The sequence below is a fragment of the Flavobacterium sp. DG1-102-2 genome, assembly GCF_033042555.1.
In the GTDB taxonomy this organism is placed as follows: Bacteria; Bacteroidota; Bacteroidia; order Flavobacteriales; family Flavobacteriaceae; genus Flavobacterium.
Genome location: NZ_JAWLIK010000002.1, coordinates 273,739 through 292,391, shown reverse-complemented (window position 1 = coordinate 292,391; position 18,653 = coordinate 273,739). Strand labels below are relative to the sequence as shown.

The 18,653-nt window shown below is 40.3% G+C and carries 19 protein-coding genes; 14 read left to right on the top strand and 5 right to left on the bottom strand.

Translation table 11 applies throughout. The features are described from left to right. Positions 1-29 precede the first annotated feature (29 nt). The 12 genes from atpE (at position 30) to R1T16_RS04610 (ending at position 11,509) form a co-directional block, all read left to right on the top strand. The gene (gene atpE, locus R1T16_RS04665; RefSeq protein ID WP_317499915.1) at positions 30-224 is read left to right on the top strand and encodes an ATP synthase F0 subunit C; all 195 of its coding nucleotides are present in this window, start codon (positions 30-32) and stop codon (positions 222-224) included. Between the two features lie 89 nt (positions 225-313). After that, positions 314-814: a F0F1 ATP synthase subunit B gene (locus R1T16_RS04660; protein ID WP_317499914.1), complete on the top strand. Its 501-nt coding sequence runs from the start codon at positions 314-316 to the stop codon at positions 812-814. Between the two features lie 7 nt (positions 815-821). Further along, the gene (atpH, locus tag R1T16_RS04655) at positions 822-1,355 is read left to right on the top strand and encodes an ATP synthase F1 subunit delta (protein WP_317499913.1); all 534 of its coding nucleotides are present in this window, start codon (positions 822-824) and stop codon (positions 1,353-1,355) included. Positions 1,356-1,394: 39 nt separating this feature from the next. Further along, positions 1,395-2,969 (top strand): F0F1 ATP synthase subunit alpha, encoded by a 1,575-nt coding sequence (gene atpA / locus R1T16_RS04650; RefSeq protein ID WP_317499912.1) that lies wholly within the window; start codon positions 1,395-1,397, stop codon positions 2,967-2,969. Between the two features lie 71 nt (positions 2,970-3,040). After that, entirely contained in the window at positions 3,041-3,907 is an 867-nt protein-coding gene (atpG, locus tag R1T16_RS04645; RefSeq protein ID WP_317499911.1) for an ATP synthase F1 subunit gamma, read from the top strand. A 194-nt stretch (positions 3,908-4,101) separates the two neighbouring features. Beyond that, positions 4,102-5,562 carry an oligosaccharide flippase family protein gene (locus R1T16_RS04640; protein ID WP_317499910.1) on the top strand — a complete coding sequence of 487 codons (1,461 nt, stop codon included), beginning with the start codon at positions 4,102-4,104 and terminating at the stop codon, positions 5,560-5,562. 16 nt (positions 5,563-5,578) lie between these two features. Then, on the top strand, positions 5,579-6,013 hold the full coding sequence (gene dut / locus R1T16_RS04635; protein WP_317499909.1) for a dUTP diphosphatase: 435 nt from the start codon (positions 5,579-5,581) through the stop codon (positions 6,011-6,013). A gap of 19 nt (positions 6,014-6,032) precedes the next feature. Further along, complete coding sequence (locus R1T16_RS04630; protein ID WP_317499908.1) at positions 6,033-6,995, top strand: tetratricopeptide repeat protein; 963 nt, start codon at positions 6,033-6,035, stop codon at positions 6,993-6,995. Between the two features lie 83 nt (positions 6,996-7,078). Next, positions 7,079-8,089: a sugar phosphate nucleotidyltransferase gene (locus R1T16_RS04625; protein ID WP_317499907.1), complete on the top strand. Its 1,011-nt coding sequence runs from the start codon at positions 7,079-7,081 to the stop codon at positions 8,087-8,089. Positions 8,090-8,093: 4 nt separating this feature from the next. After that, positions 8,094-9,458 carry a tetratricopeptide repeat protein gene (locus tag R1T16_RS04620; RefSeq protein ID WP_317499905.1) on the top strand — a complete coding sequence of 455 codons (1,365 nt, stop codon included), beginning with the start codon at positions 8,094-8,096 and terminating at the stop codon, positions 9,456-9,458. After that, positions 9,458-10,234 carry a DUF4292 domain-containing protein gene (locus tag R1T16_RS04615; RefSeq protein WP_317499904.1) on the top strand — a complete coding sequence of 259 codons (777 nt, stop codon included), beginning with the start codon at positions 9,458-9,460 and terminating at the stop codon, positions 10,232-10,234. Before R1T16_RS04620 ends, R1T16_RS04615 begins: the two co-directional genes overlap by 1 nt. An 18-nt stretch (positions 10,235-10,252) precedes the next feature. Further along, entirely contained in the window at positions 10,253-11,509 is a 1,257-nt protein-coding gene (locus R1T16_RS04610) for a murein hydrolase activator EnvC family protein (protein ID WP_317499903.1), read from the top strand. Positions 11,510-11,541: 32 nt separating this feature from the next. On the opposite strand, the gene R1T16_RS04605 is transcribed toward R1T16_RS04610, so the two are convergent. Both R1T16_RS04605 and R1T16_RS04600 read right to left on the bottom strand, forming a co-directional pair. Beyond that, entirely contained in the window at positions 11,542-12,054 is a 513-nt protein-coding gene (locus R1T16_RS04605; RefSeq protein ID WP_317499902.1) for an acyl-CoA thioesterase, read from the bottom strand. Between the two features lie 67 nt (positions 12,055-12,121). Next, complete coding sequence (locus tag R1T16_RS04600) at positions 12,122-13,063, bottom strand: SPOR domain-containing protein (protein ID WP_317499901.1); 942 nt, start codon at positions 13,061-13,063, stop codon at positions 12,122-12,124. Positions 13,064-13,163: 100 nt separating this feature from the next. Here R1T16_RS04600 and dprA point away from each other — a divergent pair, with 100 nt between their 5' ends. Continuing rightward, entirely contained in the window at positions 13,164-14,267 is a 1,104-nt protein-coding gene (gene dprA / locus R1T16_RS04595; RefSeq protein WP_317499900.1) for a DNA-processing protein DprA, read from the top strand. Positions 14,268-14,363: 96 nt separating this feature from the next. Here dprA and trpS read toward each other — a convergent pair whose 3' ends face one another. Next, on the bottom strand, positions 14,364-15,335 hold the full coding sequence (gene trpS, locus R1T16_RS04590; protein WP_317499899.1) for a tryptophan--tRNA ligase: 972 nt from the start codon (positions 15,333-15,335) through the stop codon (positions 14,364-14,366). A 76-nt stretch (positions 15,336-15,411) separates the two neighbouring features. On the opposite strand from trpS, the gene R1T16_RS04585 reads away from it, so the two are divergent. Beyond that, a complete protein-coding gene (locus tag R1T16_RS04585) occupies positions 15,412-16,164 on the top strand; it encodes a lysophospholipid acyltransferase family protein (RefSeq protein ID WP_317499898.1) in 753 nt (250 codons plus the stop codon). 49 nt (positions 16,165-16,213) lie between these two features. On the opposite strand, the gene R1T16_RS04580 is transcribed toward R1T16_RS04585, so the two are convergent. Both R1T16_RS04580 and R1T16_RS04575 read right to left on the bottom strand, forming a co-directional pair. Beyond that, positions 16,214-18,112, bottom strand: coding sequence for a hypothetical protein (locus R1T16_RS04580; protein ID WP_317499897.1), 1,899 nt, complete (start codon positions 18,110-18,112; stop codon positions 16,214-16,216). Beyond that, entirely contained in the window at positions 18,109-18,651 is a 543-nt protein-coding gene (locus tag R1T16_RS04575; RefSeq protein ID WP_317499896.1) for a sigma-70 family RNA polymerase sigma factor, read from the bottom strand. Before R1T16_RS04575 ends, R1T16_RS04580 begins: the two co-directional genes overlap by 4 nt. Positions 18,652-18,653 lie beyond the last annotated feature (2 nt).

Here is an 18,653-nt window from a genome sequence, read left to right as displayed (position 1 = left end):
GAATCTTAATTAATATAAATCAAATAGTTATGACAACAATTCCAGGAATTATTGGAGCAGGTTTAGTAGTAATAGGTGCTGGCCTTGGTTTAGGTAAAATCGGTGGTTCAGCAATGGACGCTATTGCTCGTCAGCCTGAGGCTGCTGGTAAAATCCAGACTGCGATGATCATTATCGCTGCTCTTCTTGAAGGTGTTGCTTTCGCAGCTCTTTTCGCAGCTTAATTAAATTTAAACACATACCTGCAGCGGTTGGCTGCAGGTGTTGTTTTAAAAGATTGATTTAAATTAGAAACTAATATATACACTCTACAATGGAAAAGTTAGTAAATGATTTTTCATACGGTTTATTTTTCTGGCAGGCATTTATCCTTCTGGTATTAATAATATTACTTGTTAAGTTTGCATGGAAGCCAATCATGACTGCAATTGTTGCAAGAGAAGCTGGTATTGCTAATGCTTTAGCATCTGCTGAGGCTGCGCGTAAAGAAATGCACAATCTTCAGGCAGATAACCAAAGGATTCTTAACGAAGCACGTGCTGAAAGGGATGCTATGATTAAAGAAGCTAGGGAGATTAAAGAAAAGATGATTGCTGATGCAAAAGCGGAAGCTGCTGTACAGGGCGAAAAAATTATCGAGCAGGCAAAAGCTGCTATCGCAAGCGAGAAAAACGCTGCTATGGCTGAGCTTAAAAACCAGGTTTCTGGTTTCTCTCTTGAGATCGCTGAAAAAATTCTTAAAAACGAATTGTCTAACAAGGAATCTCAAACTTCACTTGTTGAGAGAATGCTTGAAGACGTAAAATTAAACTAATAGCTATATGACAGGTTCAAGAGCTGCAATACGATATGCAAAGGCTATCCTGGATATGGCTCAGGCTTCAGGAGCTGCAGGTCAGGTAAATGAAGACATGGCCCTTATAGCATCTACTATTAAAGATAATGCCGAGCTTAGCAATTTTGTTGCAAGCCCGGTGGTGAAGGCAGAGGTTAAGGAATCGGCGCTTAAAGAGATTTTTGCTTCATCGCAAAATATCACTCAGGGATTATTCCACCTGCTGCATGAAAACAAAAGGTTTGAGATACTTCCGCTAATTGCAGAAGAATATAAAAACCAGTTTGATATACTTAATGGTGTTGAGACTGCAACGGTAACTACCGCTATACCTCTTACCGAAGAACTTGAGGCCAAAGTAATGGCTAAGATAAAAGAGTTTTCAAGCAAGAACATTACCATAAATAATGTAGTGGATCCGGCAATCATTGGCGGTTTCATTATCAGGATAGGTGATAAGCAGTTTAATGCATCTGTTGCAAACGGACTGACAACATTAAGAAGAGAGTTAAGTAATTAGTATTTTATCGCACGAAAGTGTTTAAACTATAAAGTAAGCATGGCAGAAATTAAAGCTGCTGAAATTTCAGCAATATTAAAGAAACAATTGTCCGGTTTTGAATCGGGTGCTACATTAGAAGAAGTGGGAACAGTTCTTAATGTAGGAGATGGTATTGCCCGTATTCACGGACTATCTAATGCACAGTATGGTGAATTAGTACAGTTTGAGAATGGGTTAGAGGCTATGGTCCTGAATCTTGAAGAAGACAATGTGGGCGTAGTATTGTTTGGTACATCTTCAGGTATCGTAGAAGGATCTACAGTAAAAAGAACACAGCGTATCGCTTCACTTAGAGTAGGTGAACAAATGGTAGGCCGTGTGGTAGATACTCTTGGTAACCCAATTGATGGTAAAGGCCCTATTGGTGGTGACCTTTATGAGATGCCTCTTGAGCGTAAAGCTCCCGGAGTTATCTTCCGTCAGCCGGTAACTGAGCCACTACAAACAGGTGTAAAAGCAGTAGATGCAATGATCCCTGTAGGACGTGGACAGCGTGAGCTTGTAATTGGTGACCGTCAGACTGGTAAAACAACAGTTTGTATCGATACCATCCTTAACCAGAAAGAATTTTATGATGCTGGTAAACCAGTATTCTGTATATATGTTGCTGTAGGACAAAAAGCGTCTACAGTTGCAGGTATCGCTAAAACATTAGAGGAAAAAGGCGCAATGGCTTATACAGTTATTGTTGCGGCTAATGCTTCTGACCCTGCAGCGATGCAGGTATACGCTCCTTTTGCAGGTGCTGCAATTGGAGAGTACTTCCGTGATACTGGCCGTCCAGCCCTTATCATTTATGATGATTTATCAAAACAGGCAGTAGCTTACCGTGAGGTATCTCTTCTTCTTAGAAGGCCGCCAGGACGTGAGGCTTACCCGGGTGACGTATTCTACCTTCACTCAAGGCTTCTTGAGCGTGCTGCAAAAGTTATCGCTGATGATGATATCGCTAAAAACATGAACGACCTTCCGGAATCGTTAAAACCTATCGTTAAAGGTGGTGGATCGCTTACTGCGCTTCCTATCATCGAGACTCAGGCTGGTGACGTTTCTGCATATATCCCTACAAACGTAATTTCTATTACAGATGGTCAGATATTCCTTGAGTCAGATCTTTTCAACTCAGGTGTACGTCCGGCAATCAACGTAGGTATCTCTGTATCTCGTGTGGGTGGTAACGCACAGATCAAATCAATGAAAAAAGTATCTGGTACACTTAAACTTGACCAGGCACAGTTCCGTGAGCTTGAGGCTTTCGCTAAATTTGGTTCTGACCTTGATGCTGTTACACTTAACGTTATCGAGAAAGGTAGAAGAAACGTTGAGATCCTTAAACAGGCTGTTAACGATCCTTATACTGTAGAAGATCAGGTTGCTATTATCTATGCTGGTTCTAAAAACCTTCTTAGAAATGTACCCGTAAACAAAGTAAAAGAATTCGAAAAAGATTATATCGAATACCTAAACGCTAAGCACAGGCCAACACTTGATGGTCTTAAAGCTGGTAAATTTACAGATGAGATCACTGATGTTCTTGAAAAAGCAGCTGCAGAAATCTCGGCTAAATATTAATATAATAATTTAACAATTGAGCAATGTAACAATTGCTACATTGCTTAATTGATTAATTTTTTAATTAGAAAATGGCAAACTTAAAGGAAATACGTAACAGGATTACTTCCGTTTCATCCACGATGCAAATTACAAGTGCGATGAAAATGGTTTCTGCAGCCAAGCTTAAAAAAGCACAGGATGCTATTACGGCTATGAGGCCTTATTCTGAAAAGCTTACTGAGCTGCTGCAAAATCTTAGCGCTACCCTTGACAGCGACAATGGTGGTGTATTTGCCGAGCAGCGCCTGGTAAATAAAGTGCTTATTGTTGCCATTACCTCAAACAGGGGATTATGTGGTGCTTTTAATGCCAACGTTATAAAGCAGATCAAAAACCTTCAAACGGCTTATGCCGGTAAACAGGTTGATGTTTTGGCTGTTGGTAAAAAAGGTAACGACGTACTTAAAAAGACCTGCAATGTTGTTGACAACAAAAGCGAGCTTTTTGACAGCCTTACATTTGAGCATGTAGCCGAAGTTGCACAGTCTTTAATGGATAAATTTGCTGAAGGCGAGTATGATAAAATCGAGGTTGTTTACAACCATTTTAAAAATGCCGCGACACAGGTTGTTCTAACAGAGCAGTTCTTGCCGCTTGAACCGCTTCCTGTAACCGACAAAACAGCAAATACTGCTACCGATTATATCTTTGAACCTACAAAAGAAGAAATCGTTTTAAGCCTTGTGCCGCTTTCGTTAAAAACGCAGCTTTACAAAGCGGTACGTGATTCTTTTGCTTCAGAGCACGGTGCGCGTATGACTGCAATGCATAAAGCTACTGATAACGCAACAGATTTGAGAAATCAGCTTAAGCTTACATACAACAAAGCCCGTCAGGCTGCCATTACAAACGAGATCTTAGAGATCGTAGGTGGCGCAGAGGCATTGAACAATTAAGAGTACAAAACAAGCATATTTTAAAAAGGCTGCCTTAATGGGCGGCCTTTTTTATGTTTCTTTTAGTATATATGGCGCAATAAATAATAGTAGCGTGCGTATTAAGCACAGCTTACATATACTTTGAGCCACGTTTTCTTTATTACTGTAAATTATATAGCTATTTTTGTTTTACAAACACAAACAACAAACTTTTGAGCCTTTATAAAAATCTTTTTAAGCAAACGGCTATTTATGGCATAGCCACCGTGGTGCCAAGAATGTTCAGCCTTGTGCTTACCCCATTGTATACTACACCGGGAGTTATGGACATGGAGAAGTTTGGAGAGGTCACAATCATATTTTCCTGGCTTGTGTTTTTTAATGTCATACTTGCTTATGGAATGGAAACAGCCTTTTTTAGATTTTATAATACAGAGAATAAGGCATCAGTTTTAAGCACATCTACCATTTCATTATTTTGGTCATCTACATTGTTTTTATGTGCTGCATTAGTTGGCAGGCAATATCTTGCCGATGCTGCAGGGATTGATGTTGAATATATTACCTATACAATTTGGGTGCTTGCGCTGGATGCTCTTGTTATAGTGCCTTTTTCTAAACTCCGTGCAAATGGAAGACCAATATTTTATGCAGTTATAAAAATAGGAAGTGTAGCACTTAATGTGCTTCTAAATTTCTTTTTCCTTTTATGGCTGCCTATGCTTTCGGTAGAGCAACCTGATAGTTTTATTGCTACTTTATATGTAAAGGATTTTGAAATTGGTTATGTATTTGTTGCAAATGTTATATCTAGTTTATCTGTATTGCTAATATTATTACCACACTATTTTAAATTATCGTGGCACTTCGATTTTAAGTTGTGGAGAACGATGATGCGCTATTCGCTTCCTGTAATGTTTGCCGGTATTGCTTATGCAATAAATGAGACGTTTGACAGGCCATTGCTTAAATTCATGAAAATCCCTATGGAAGAAATCGGAGCGTATTCAGCTTGTTATAGATTGGCAATGTTCATGACACTTTTTACAACCGCCTTCAGACTTGGTATAGAGCCATTTTTCTTTAGCCATTCAAAAAACGAGAATGCTACACAAACATATGCTACGATCACCAAATATTTTATCATATTTGGGTCGGTTATATTACTTGGCGTTGTGGTATTTGCCGACATAATAAAAATCATATTGATAAGAGACGAAAGTTATTGGGTAGCAATGAAGGTTGTGCCATTAATTATACTTGCAAATTTTTTTCTTGGTATATATACTAATCTCTCCGTATGGTATAAGCTTTCAGATAAAACAAAGATGGGAGCTTATATTTCTATAGCAGGAGCATTTGTTACCCTTGCTTTTAACTTTGCGCTTATACCTGTTTGGGGCTATATGGGCTCTGCCTTTGCTACGATAGGTGCATATAGTGCAATGATGCTAATATCATATTATCTAGGTAACAAATATTATCCAATACCTTATGATATGAAAAAGATATGCCTTTATCTTGGTCTTTCTATAGTACTCTCATTTATATCGTTTTATGTTTCAATTTTTAGAGAGACATATATATTCGGAATTTTATCGATTATATTTTTGATGTTGATGATTTACAGGGGAGAAAAAGAAACATTGCGAAGAATAATAAAAAGAAAATAATATAGAATTTTTAAGAATGACAATCAATATCATAAACAAATCCGGTCACGCATTACCTAACTATGAAACAATAGCTTCGGCAGGAATGGACTTAAGGGCTAACATAGATGAGCCAATTGTGCTTTCGCCATTAGGCAGGGCATTGGTAAAAACGGGATTGTTTATAGAATTGCCTATAGGCTATGAAGCACAGGTACGACCAAGAAGCGGACTGGCATTTAAAAAAGGGGTTACCGTTCTTAACAGCCCCGGAACAGTTGATGCAGATTACAGAGGTGAAATCGGAGTAATTTTAGTAAATTTATCTAATGAGCCTTTTACCGTAGAGAATGGAGAAAGGATCGCCCAGCTAATTATCGCTAAACATGAGCGTGCCCAATGGCTGGAAGTTGAAGTGCTTACAGAGACCTCACGTGGAGAAGGGGGCTTTGGCAGCACTGGTGTAAAGTAACCATTTAAACAGGCCTTATATGAAGCACAATTATTTTTTTAGTTTTTGCTGCTCAATTGCACTGGTGTTTTGCGCCAATGCTGCAGCTCAGGAGAAATCATCATCAGATGATCATGTTAAAAAGATTGCAGATAAGGCCTGCGAATGTACGAGGGAAATAAGTATAAGGATTCCCAAAGACTCTATAGTCCAGGGGATAAAAGGATGTATATATGCAGCTGTTATGGAAGACCAGACGGCAGGGGCAGATGCTAAAATGATGGAGATGCTGGAAACTGCGCTCGCGGCAAAAAAAGATACGGTGGTAGGCGTTGGGGAAAGTGTTACCATAACAGTAGATAAGGATTTTGACCAAATATTACGTTATCTGCACAATAACTGTGCAAGGGTTAAAACGCTTATGGCTACGGATAATGTGTATCGTGATAACTCCATGTCTAAAGACAAGAAGGCTCTTGACTTTTACAGCCAGGGTGTAGATTTTGCAAGACACGAGCAGTATGCTCAGGCAGTTGAAAGTTATAAGAAAGCTGTTAAGGCCGATCCAAAATTTGCTTTTGCATGGGATAATCTTGGACTCTGCTATCGAAAAATGGGTAAATACAAGGATGCAATAAGCTGCTATGAAAAATCAATCGCGATTGATCCTAAAGGCTCCACGCCTATAATGAACATGGGTGTGGCATATACGCTTTTAAAAGATTACAAGTCGGCGGCATCAGCTTATGAAAAGTTGATAACTCTGAACCCAGATAACCCGGAAGGCTACTATGGAGCTGGTAAATCGTATTACTTGGCTGAAAATTATGAAAAAGGGCTCGACAATATATTTATGGCCTATAGAATGTATAATGAGCAGGGGTCTCCTTATGTAAATGACGCAGCTAAGCTTATTGAGGTGTTTTATACTGATCTTGAATCAAAAGGTAAAAAAGATATTTTTGAAACGGTAGCAAAGAAAAATAATATTGAAATTAAATAAACTGAGATATAAAGGCTGCAACCAAGAGAATTGACATTGCAGCTGAATGAAATTAATACAAACAACAAACCACACATTTCTAAATGAAGATTATTGTTCCTATGGCTGGCCGCGGATCGCGCCTTCGCCCACATACTTTGACAGTACCAAAACCATTAATTCCTATTGCCGGAAAACCGATAGTACACAGACTTGTAGAAGACATTGCCGGAGTACTTAACCAGGATATAGAAGAAATCGCTTTTATTGTAAGCAGGGATTTTGGAACACAGGTAGAAACCGACCTTATTGCAATTGCCGAAAAACTTGGCGCCAAAGGAACGATTTACTATCAGGATAAACCTCTTGGTACTGCGCATGCCATTATGAGTGCTAAAGAGTCTATGACAGGTCCTATCGTTGTGGCTTATGCCGATACACTTTTCAGAGCCGATTTTACGTTAGATACTACTGCTGATAGTGTTATCTGGGTAAAACAGGTAGAAGACCCAAGCGCTTTTGGTGTAGTGAAGCTGAATGAAAAAAACGAGATCGTTGATTTTGTAGAGAAACCAAAAGATTTTGTGTCTGACCTTGCGATTATAGGCATTTATTATTTTAAGAGCGGTGAAACACTTCGTGACGAACTTCAGTACCTGTTAGATAACAACGTTGTTAAAGGCGGAGAGTATCAGCTTACAGACGGCCTTGAGAACATGAAGGTAAAGGGCATGAAATTTGTACCGGGTAAAGTAGACGAATGGATGGACTGCGGTAACAAGAATGTTACGGTAGAGACCAACTCACGTATGCTGGGTTTCCTTAATAACGATGGGGAAAACCTGGTGTCGGCATCAGTAAAATTAGAAAACAGTACAATTATTCCGCCGTGTTTTATAGGCGAGAACGTAGTGCTTAGAAATTCTACAGTAGGTCCGTACGTATCATTGGGAGATAATTCTCATGTAGAGAATACAATTATAAAAAACAGCCTTGTGCAAACGCACGCGGTTATTAATAACGCTATTTTAGATAATGGCATGATGGGTAACCATGCTGCCTTTAACGGTAAGTTTACAAGCATAAGTATAGGCGACTATTCGGTTATAGAATAAATACATGAAATTTAAAATCCTTTTTTGCGGGGTATTGCTTTCAGGCTCTTTATCAGGGCCAGCAGCTTTGTATGCCCAGGAGCCTAAAGAGCCGGACCAGGTAGCTTTAGCCAACAGTGAATTTGAAAACAACTTTTTTGAAGCACTTAAGCAAAAAGGGATTGAGAATTATGACAAAGCGATAAAGGCTTTGGAAAAATGCCTTGTTAAAGAACAGGATAATCCTGTACTGTACCACGAGCTGGGTAAAAATTATCTTTCGCTTAAAAAGTATGCCGAAGCCGAAAAAGCGTTCATAAAAGCGCGCGACCTTGAACCTACAAACAGATGGTACTGGCAGAGCCTTTATGATGTGTACTACGAAACGAAGGATTTTAATAAATCTATACCGATAGTGCAGAAGCTTACAGAATGGAGAAAGGAATTTTTTCAGGAAGACCTGGTTTCGCTATACATGTATACCCAGCAGTTTGATAAGGCGCTTGCACTTATAAATGAGATGGAACAGACTGTAGGCATGTCTGAAAAGCGTGAAATGTACAAGCTGCAAATCCTTAGCGACAACCGTTTCAAAAAACCGCAAAAGGAAATGCTGGAAGATGCCATAAAAAAGAATCCAAAGGAGGAAGCAAATTATCTTGAGCTGATTTACCTGTATTCTGAAAGTAATCAGGAGCAAAAAGCGCAGGAGGTTGCTAAGAAACTTGAAAAAGAGATTCCGGGGTCAGACTGGGGTCAGGTAAGCCTTTTTAAATTCAACCTTAACAGTAATGACGGCAAAAAAGCGTCAGAATCGATGTTCAGGGTTTTGAACAGTAAAAAGATAGACCGAAAGATAAAGCACCGTGTGCTTAATGAATTCCTGATTTTTGCGAGTAACAATCCGCAATACATGGGCGACCTAGAAAAGGCGGTAAATTATTTTGAAGACGATAAGCAGGTAAATGTTCCAAAGGAGATTGGTAAATTCTTTTTCAGTAAGGCAAAATATCCTGAGGCCATAAAGTACTTTGAAAAAGCGCTTGCAGCAAAGCAGGATGATATCGAGACAGTTGAGTTGTTGTTGTATACCTACTCTGACAGCGGTCAGTATAGCCAGCTTCAGAAAAAGGCAACAGAATATATAGACCTTTACCCTACACATGCCCGGCTGTATTATTTTGCAGGGCTTGCTGCTAATAAGGAGAAACAATTTGCTAAAGCAAAGGACTATCTTGAAACAGGCATTGATTTTGTAGTAGAAGATCAGGATCTTGAATTGTGGTTTACAAAACAGCTTGCCGAAGCCTACACTGGCCTTGGCGATACTAAAAAGAAAGACCAGGTGCTGCAAAGGCAGGCTAAACTAGAAAAAAACAAAAGCAAATAATGAAAAAATATATCGCTGTACTACTTGTCGTGGTTTCTATGGTATCGTGTAAAACGGCTCAAAAAGCAGTTGTGTCTGAAGGGGCGGCCGGAGAGGAAAAAGCCGTAAAAGAAATCGTTGACGGTCATTACAAAAACGTCAAAGATTTTAAAACGGTACTTATAAAGGCGTCGGTAGGTTATAAAGACAAGCGTACTAAACAAAACGTTAATGCTGAGATAAGGATAAAGAAAGATGAGATTATCCTCGTAAGTGTGCGTGCTCTTGGTTTTAATCTGGCCAAAGCCATAATCACCCCTACAAGGGTCAGCTATTATGAAAAATTAGGCAGCACCTATTTTGATGGTGATTATGCCGCGCTAAGTAAATGGCTGGGTACAGAACTGGATTATGCTAAAGTACAGAATATGCTTTTAGGTAATGCCATATATGATCTGAAGCAGGGTAAATATGCTGCGACACTTGAAGGCGGGCAGCATGTTCTAAAATCTATGGACCGATCTGCCATAAGCAAACTGTTCTTTTTTGAAGGTGAAAATTTTCTACTGAAAAAGGAAATCATAAGCAGGGCAGGGCAGGAACCTACCAGCCTTGATATCCAATACCCGGCATATAAGCAGCACAGTAAAGCAATGCTGCCGGCAGCCATAAAAATTGAGGCAGAGCAAAACGATGTCGTAAACATAGATGTTGAGTATAATACTGTTACCTTTGACGAAAATCTTACATTTCCTTATGAAGTGCCTGAAGGTTACAACCAGATTTTTATAGACTAAACCATGCCATATAAAAACATGACTAGATTATTCCTTACTATTTTTCTTATTTGCTTTACGACATTTGGGTGGAGCCAAAGCCAAAGCGCACAGCAAAAAAAACTGGAGCAGCGCAAAGCACAGCTTTTAAAAGAAATGAAGGAATTGCAGAATCTTGAATCGCAAACCCAACACAAAGAGAAATCGGTTTTAGGAAAGATTGAAGAGAACACTGCAAAGATCAGGCTAAGCGAAAATCTTATTTCAACTACAAGCAAGCAAACCCGTTTGCTTACAGATGATATTTACCTTAATCAATTGGGCATGAATAAGCTAAACAGAGAACTTAAGGTGCTTAAGGAAGATTATGCCAACATGGTTGTTAAGGCCTACAAAAGCAGGTCTGAGCAGAGCAGGATCATGTTTATCTTATCGTCTGAGAATTTTCTTCAGGCTTATAAGCGCATGCAGTACATGAAACAGTATGCAAGTTTTAGAAAAGTGCAGGGAGAAGAGATACGATCTAAAATGACAAAGCTGGAAGAGCTTGACAAGAAACTGAATGACCAAAAGCATGAAAAACAGCAGCTCCTTGCCGAAAGCGAAAAACAAAAGAAAACCTTAGAGAAAGACAAAGACGAGCAGGAAGTGCTGGTAAAAACTATCCGCAAGGACAAAAAGAAATATGCTTCTCAAATTAAAAAGAAACAGCAGGAAGCAAAAGATATAGACAGGAAGATTGACAAAATGATCAAGGATGCGATTGCTGCTGCCAACAAAAAAGCGGCTGCAAAAGCAACTACTACTGCAGAGAAAAAAGAGATTGCTGCGGCTGCTAAAAAAGAGCCTAACAAAATTGTACTTACTAAAGAGGAAAAACTTTTGGCTAACAATTTTGTGGCCAATAAAGGAAGGCTTCCATGGCCGGTAGCAGAAGGTTATGTTTCATCTAAATTTGGTAACCACGAAAGCCCGTTTGAAAAAGGAGTGGTGGTAGACAACAAAAATATAGAGATTACCACGAAGCCCGGTGCGCAGGTAAGGGCGGTATATGATGGTAAGGTTACCTTTATCTATATCATATCAGGAACTAAAGCGGTTACTGTACAGCATGGTGATTACTTTACATTATACTTTAACCTTTCTTCGGTAAATGTAAGTGTAGGTGATAAGGTTACCACAAAACAATCTTTAGGGACTGTACATACTTATCCTGAGTCTAACAGGACGGTGCTTAAGTTCTTTGTACTCCAAAACACTAAATACCTTAACCCTGAAGCATGGGTGTCACAATAAACTAAAAATTCCCCGCCATGGCGGGGAATTTTTTATGATATGAATAAAGCTTTAAGCTCTGTTGCGTCATGCGGATTCATTTTGCCTGCCAATACCAGGCTTAGCTGTTTTCTTCGTAGTGCAGCATCAAAACGTTGTTTCTCGAGTTCTGTCTCCGGTTCAACGACAGGTACTTCTACAGGCCTTCCGGTTTCATCAACAGCCACAAAAGTATAAATAGCCTCATTTGCCTTAGTGCGTATTCCGCTCTCACGGTCCTCAATCCATACATCAATAAACACTTCCATAGAAGTCTTGAATGTTCTGGATATTTTAGCCTCTATAGTAACCACACTCCCCAACGGAATGGCACGGTTAAAGGCTACGTGATTTACAGATGCAGTTACAACAATCCTGCGCGAATGCCTTCTTGCAGCTATGCTTGCAGCACGGTCCATACGGGCCAGCAGTTCGCCCCCAAAAAGGTTATTAAGCGGATTAGTCTCTCCTGGTAAAACCAGGTCGGTCATTATACAAATAGAATCTGATGGATGTTTTGGCTGCATGCTTTTTTTTGCAAAGATAGGGTAGATGCAGGTGCAAAAAAAATCTCCCGCTAAGGGAGATTAAATTTTAGAATTCTTTTACTAAAAGCCACGCATCGCGGTTTTCTGTACGTTTTATTTTCTGCATGCTTTCGTTGGCTTCAGCGTGAGTGGTGTAGCTTCCGTAAGCAACGGCATACAATCCTCTGTTTTTTCCAAGCCTTCTTGCCTTAAACCCTTTTGCAGTAAGTTCCTTTACTGCTTTTTGAGCATTGGCTTCTGTAGAGAAAGCACCTGCTACAACATGGTACGGCATTTTTATTTCTTTTTCTTCCTTAAGCGGCAAAGTAACGGCTGGCATTGGGCTTTCTATAAAAAATGTTGCCTGCTGGATCCTGTCGTGGATCTTTTCCTGTACAGACTGTTCTACGAGCAATGTCTGCCTTGCAATTTCGTGGTCGCGGTACATTTTAAAACCTGTACCGCCTGCGCTTGCCATAACAACAAATACGGCTGCATATTTAAGGTAAGAGTAATTTCGTCTTCTTTCGGGAGTAAATACTACCGGAACTGTTTCTTCAATTTCTTCAACAATCTCTTTGTATTCTTCCCTTTTTACAGCAGGCGATTTTACCATGCTAAGGCCAAAAGCTTCGGCAAGATAGTTAACAGGGGTATCAGGAGTAAACACGAGGCCGCCTTCTGCATTATAAGAAATGTTTCCAATGTTCTTAAGGACAAGTGTTTCCCTGGCCTGTAATTTTTCAAACCATACTTCTGTTGCCTTGCTTATAGCGTTTACAGCCTGGTCGTAAGAAATTTTTTCCTGCAAAGCGACATGATTGGCTAAAAGCCCGTCATTATTTTTTAAATTCGCGTTGAATGAAATCAGTTTTTTAGGAGGGTAGAAAGTATAGGTGTCATTGTTTAGCTGCGCCGGTTGGGTTTCTGTAAGAAACGCGCCAAAACCCGGAACGGTAACGCACTGGTAGCGATACAATAAAGCCGATATGTGTTTTTCTATCATCATAACAACAAAATTAACAATTCAACATGAGTTGCAAAATTTTATTCACAATTTTTATTAACAATGTGCGCTAAATCCGACAAACGGCAATTAACTTCGATTGATGACTGATTCTGAATTATTTAATTCGCTGGCACTGATGCGTGTAGACGGTGTTGGCGATATAATGGCTAAAAGGCTGATTAACCATATTGGATCTGCTGAAGACGTTTTTAAAGCTAAAAAATCGCAGATAACTTCTATTGAAGGTGTAGGTGACATTGCGTACACTAAGCTGAAAAATGCAAATGCCTTTAAACTTGCCGAGGAGGAAGTGAAATTTGTAAGGCAAAATAACATAACACCATTGTTTTACCAGGACAGCAATTACCCTGACAGGCTTAAGCACTGCATAGACGGGCCTGTGGTATTATTTACATCGGGAAATATAAATCTTGAAAACCGAAAGACCATCAGCATTGTGGGTACACGCCAAATGACATCGTATGGAGGCGATTTTTGCCGTAAGCTTATTGAAGACCTTGCCCCGTTGAATCCGGTTATCATAAGCGGTTTTGCTTATGGTGTAGATATTCATGCCCATGCGATAGCCATGGAACAGGGATTGCAGACTATAGGTGTTGTGGCGCACGGGCTCAACCAGATCTATCCTAAAGTGCATAAAAAGTATGTGGCTAAAATGGAAGAGAATGGAGGTTTTATGACCGAGTTTTGGAGTACTTCAAATCCGGATAAAGAAAACTTCGTGAAACGTAACCGCATAGTGGCAGGACTTAGCGAAGCTACAATTATTATAGAAAGTGCCGATAAAGGCGGATCGCTTATTACCGCAAATATAGCTAACGACTACAACCGCGATGTGTTTGCAGTACCGGGTCGTGTTACCGATAAATACAGCATGGGCTGCAATAATCTTATAAAAAGCCAGCGTGCTAATGTACTTACAGGTGCCGCTGACCTGATCTATATGCTTAACTGGCAGCTAGAAGAGGAAAAGAAGAAACCTGTGCAAAAACAGCTTTTTGTTGTGCTTGATAACGACGAACAAAAAGTATATGATTACCTGCAAAAGAAAGGCAAGGAACTTATGGATGTTATAGCCCTGGAATGTGACATGCCTATTTTCAGAATTTCGTCACTGCTCCTCAATATGGAACTGAAAGGGGTGATCAGGCCGCTGCCGGGTAAACTTTTTGAGGCGATATAGAACAGTGTTCAATAAATCTGTAAAGTTTGTTTAAAAACGAAAAGCAGTACTTTTTAAGTACTGCTTTTCATTTTATATACTGGCCACTGTCTACGATTATTCGTATCCTAGTTTTATTCTTACCCTACCTAATACTTCATTAGCAACGGCGCCTGCTTTTTCGGCGCCTGCTTTTAATAAGGCATCCACTTCATTCAGGTTGTTTATGTAGTAAGTATATTTTTCCCTCACGGGTGCAAATTTTTCTACTATCAGTTCAAACAAAGCTTGTTTTGCATGACCGTAGCCATAGTTGCCGCCAAGGTAGTTGGCTCTCATAGCTTCAATTTGTTCGGCTGTAGCCAATAATTTGTATAGTGCGAACACGTTGCAGGTATCAGGGTTTTTAGGATCTTCAAGCGGCGTGCTGTCGGTCTCAATGCTCATCACCTGTTTGCGAAGCGGTTTGTCTTCCTGGAATATATTGATAAAGTTATTGCGCGATTTGCTCATCTTTTCACCATCGGTACCAGGTATAATTTTAGTATCATCACCGGTAACCGCTTCAGGGAGTATAAATGTTTCACCCATCTGGTGGTTAAAGCGCGACGCAACATCACGTGTAATCTCGATATGCTGGATCTGGTCTTTTCCTACCGGTACAAATTGTGCGTCATATAATAATATGTCGGCAGCCATAAGCATTGGGTAAGTAAACAAACCTGCATTCACATCTTCGAGCCTGTCGGCCTTGTCTTTAAAAGAATGCGCAAGCGTTAAACGCTGAAATGGAAAGAAGCAGCTAAGGTACCATGATAACTCTGCTGTTTGCGGTACATCGCTTTGGCGGTAAAAAACCACTTTGTTAATATCCAGTCCGCAGGCAAGCCATGTAGCTGCCACGCTGTAAGTATTCGCGCGAAGTGTTGTGCCGTCTTTTATCTGTGTAATAGAATGCAGATCGGCTATAAATAGAAACGAATCATTTTCGGGTTTGTTGGCCATTTCCACGGCCGGTAATATGGCGCCTAAAAGGTTGCCAAGGTGTGGGGTTCCTGTACTCTGTACCCCTGTTAGTATTCTTGCCATTATACAAAAATTGAAATTTTTACAAAGGTAAACGATTTGGCAAGATAATAAGGATTGAATTCTTACATTTGAAAATATGAAAATAGTGAAATATTTTTTGTGGACACTTTGGCGCGTATGGTTTTACATCCTTATGGGTGTGCCCATTATTATTTTGTCGCCGCTGCTTATTATAACAATATCGTCTGAGAAGACCTATCCGCAGTTTTTTGTGCTGGCCAGGTTTTGGGCAAAGATCATCCTGTTAGGCATGGGGTTCCCGTACCGCATAACCCGCGAGCAGCAAATGGAAAAGCATAAAAGTTATATGCTTGTGGCTAATCATACTTCTATGACCGATATTATGCTGATGCTTGTCGTGTCTAAAAACCCATTTGTGTTTGTAGGCAAAAAGGAGCTGGTTAAGATTCCGATATTTGGGTTCTTTTACAAACGTACCTGCATACTGGTAGACAGAAACAGCTCTAAAAGCCGTTTTGAGGTTTTTCAGCGTGCGCAGAAAAGGCTTGCCCAGGGATTAAGCATCTGTATATTTCCTGAAGGCGGTGTGCCTGATGATGAAAACGTATTGCTGGACGAATTTAAGGATGGCGCTTTCAGACTGGCAATAGAACATCAGATTCCTATAGTACCCATGAGTTTTTACGACAACAAGAAACGATTCTCTTTCAGTTTTTTTAGCGGAAGCCCCGGTATTATGAGGGCAAAGGTGCACCCATTTGTAGACACTACCGGGCTGACCATGGAAGATAAAACCGACCTTAAAGACTTAAAGGAAAAAGTAAGGCAGCTTATTTATGATGACCTGCTTAGATTCTCTAAAAAATAACAAAACACTCCGTCATGGGAGTGTTTTGTTATATATAAATGTTTTTTTTTTAGAAGCTGAAGCTTACGCCGGTATATAAACCTATAAAATAAGGTTTAAAGTTGCCCGAATCCCTGCTGTAGGCATTTACCTGATATTTGAACATCGGTTCAAAGTTAGCCTGGAACGAATCCCAGAAACGGTATTTAAAACCAAGCCCTACGTTTGTACTAAAGTGTACGTTATTTAAGTTTTGCGCTTCGCCATTACCCACCTGCGTGGTAAGGCCGGTATCTGAAACTACGTTTACGCTGTTCTGGCTCAGAAATAATGTACTTACACCACCTATCACATCAATACCAAATTTATTGTTCAACACAGCATAACTCATTTCCAGCGGTACTTCTATGTAGCCTGTTTTTTGAACCATAGATCCATTGATCAGCTGGTTCTGCTCACCGTTTATAAGTAAAGGGTCACTTGGTATGTCACCTGGATTCTGTACAACAATATTGCCTACTGCTTTAGATGTACCAATGTTTGTTGTAATGTCATTTAACGATGCGTAGAAAGCTATACCGTTTGTAGCGTAGCTAAGGTTTACAGAGTTAACACCTGAACGTATGGTTATCCTGTCGTTTACTGCATAATTTACCCCAAGGCCTATACTCAGGTCATTGTCATAACTTTTGCTGTTTGCAGAAAACTGCTCGTTGATAGGAGAGCCCTGCCCTATAGAATTATAAAACACAGGTGCTACCTGAGGTTTTACGTTCCAGCGTGGTTTACTCTTAGTTTCGGCTACAGATTTATCTTCTTCCTTGTTTCCTTTAAGGATTTCCTGAAGTCGTTTTTCAAGTTCGTTTTCCGGGACAACTTTAGTCGAATCCGTTTCTGCTTGTACTACTGCATCTGTAACAGGGATGTTTTTATCGATGATAGTATTTCCTGCATCTGTTGTTTTCATGTTGGCATTCACCGGATTTTTGCCGGAAGCGTTATATGTTCCGGCAGCGGCAATTCCATTTGTATTACTACTGTTGGTAATACCATTATTATTTTCGCCGTTGGCTTTCGAAGCAGTATTTTCTACGCCTGCCATACCCTGATTATGTCCTGAAACAAGATTGCTTTTGTTTTTGTGGCTGCTCTCATTAGGGTTTTTGGCGTAGTCTTTTGCGCCTGCCCTAAGTTTTGCGGCTGCAAGTGCGTCATCGGCATTGCTGTTAGCAGGAGCATTATTATTAGCAGGAACTGTTGCCACTGATGAAACAGCAGTAGTGCCATTTGGGCTTTTTACAGACTGGGTAGCAGCAACTGCGGTGTTGAACGCCGGATCGGCTGTATTTTCGTTTACGTTTGATTTGTTGATGATTGTGCTGCCCTGTTGCGCAACAGCATTGTTTGTTTTGCTTGGTATTATATTGTTTTGGTTAGATGCGTTGCTGTTTGCATTGCTCCTCCCGTTTGATTTTTGCTGAACAGCAACGCCATTGTTACGGCTGTTTGCAACAGGCAGTGTTACATCGCTGCCCACAGATGAACTGCCGCTGATTGTATTGTTATTTTTAGACGTAGCAGATTTTTCGTCTCCGGCTGCCACAGCAGTAGCGGTATTGGTTGTTTTTTGTGGTGCATTGGTGTTTCCTGCGTCTGATGGGCCAGATTGTGCAGGTGCTGCCATAGGCGAAGCTTTTGCAGCGCCAGCAGGAGTAGTATTGTCTATAACTACGGCCGGAGCGTTAACGGCAGGGTTTTCGGCATCGTTAAAAAATAGTGTGGCAAGAAGTCCGCCCAGCACCAATAGTGCCGCCACACCCGATAGTCTTAACCATATCGGGATGACCCTGCGTTTCTTCTTTTCCTCGAGTATCTCCTGTATGTTGTCCCATACAAATTCAGGAGGGGCTACTTCAAAGTCCTTAAACTTTTCCTGGAATAGCCGGTCTAAATTCTTCTTCTCATTCATCTTGCTGACGGTATGCTATTTCCCTGTTGGGATTCAATTTTTTCTTTTAGTATAATCCTTGCGCGGGCAAGGTTGGATTTTGAGGTGCCGTCTGTAATGCCCAGCATCTCTGCAATTTCTTTATGCGAATAGCCATCTATAACATAGAGGTTAAAAACCATCCTGTACCTGTCCGGAAGTTGTTGTATTATGCCTATAAGGTAATCCATAGAGATATTATCGCTTTCAATCTCTATATCTTCAACATCAGGAATGTTTTCGCTAACCAGTTCAAAAATCCCTTCTGTGCGGTAACGCTGAAGGACATTATTTATCATTACCCTTTTTGCCCATCCCTCAAAAGAACCCTTGAACTGGAACTGACCAATCTTCTGGAAGATCAGCAGAAAACCATCCTGCAGGTTGTCTTCGGCATCCGCCCTGTTGCGCGAATACTTTAAACAAGCCGCAAAAAGCTTAGGCGCAAGCAGTCGGTACAACTGTTCCTGAGCCTTAATGCTGTTTTTCTGACAATCCTGTATGAGTTGGCCTAAACCCAATA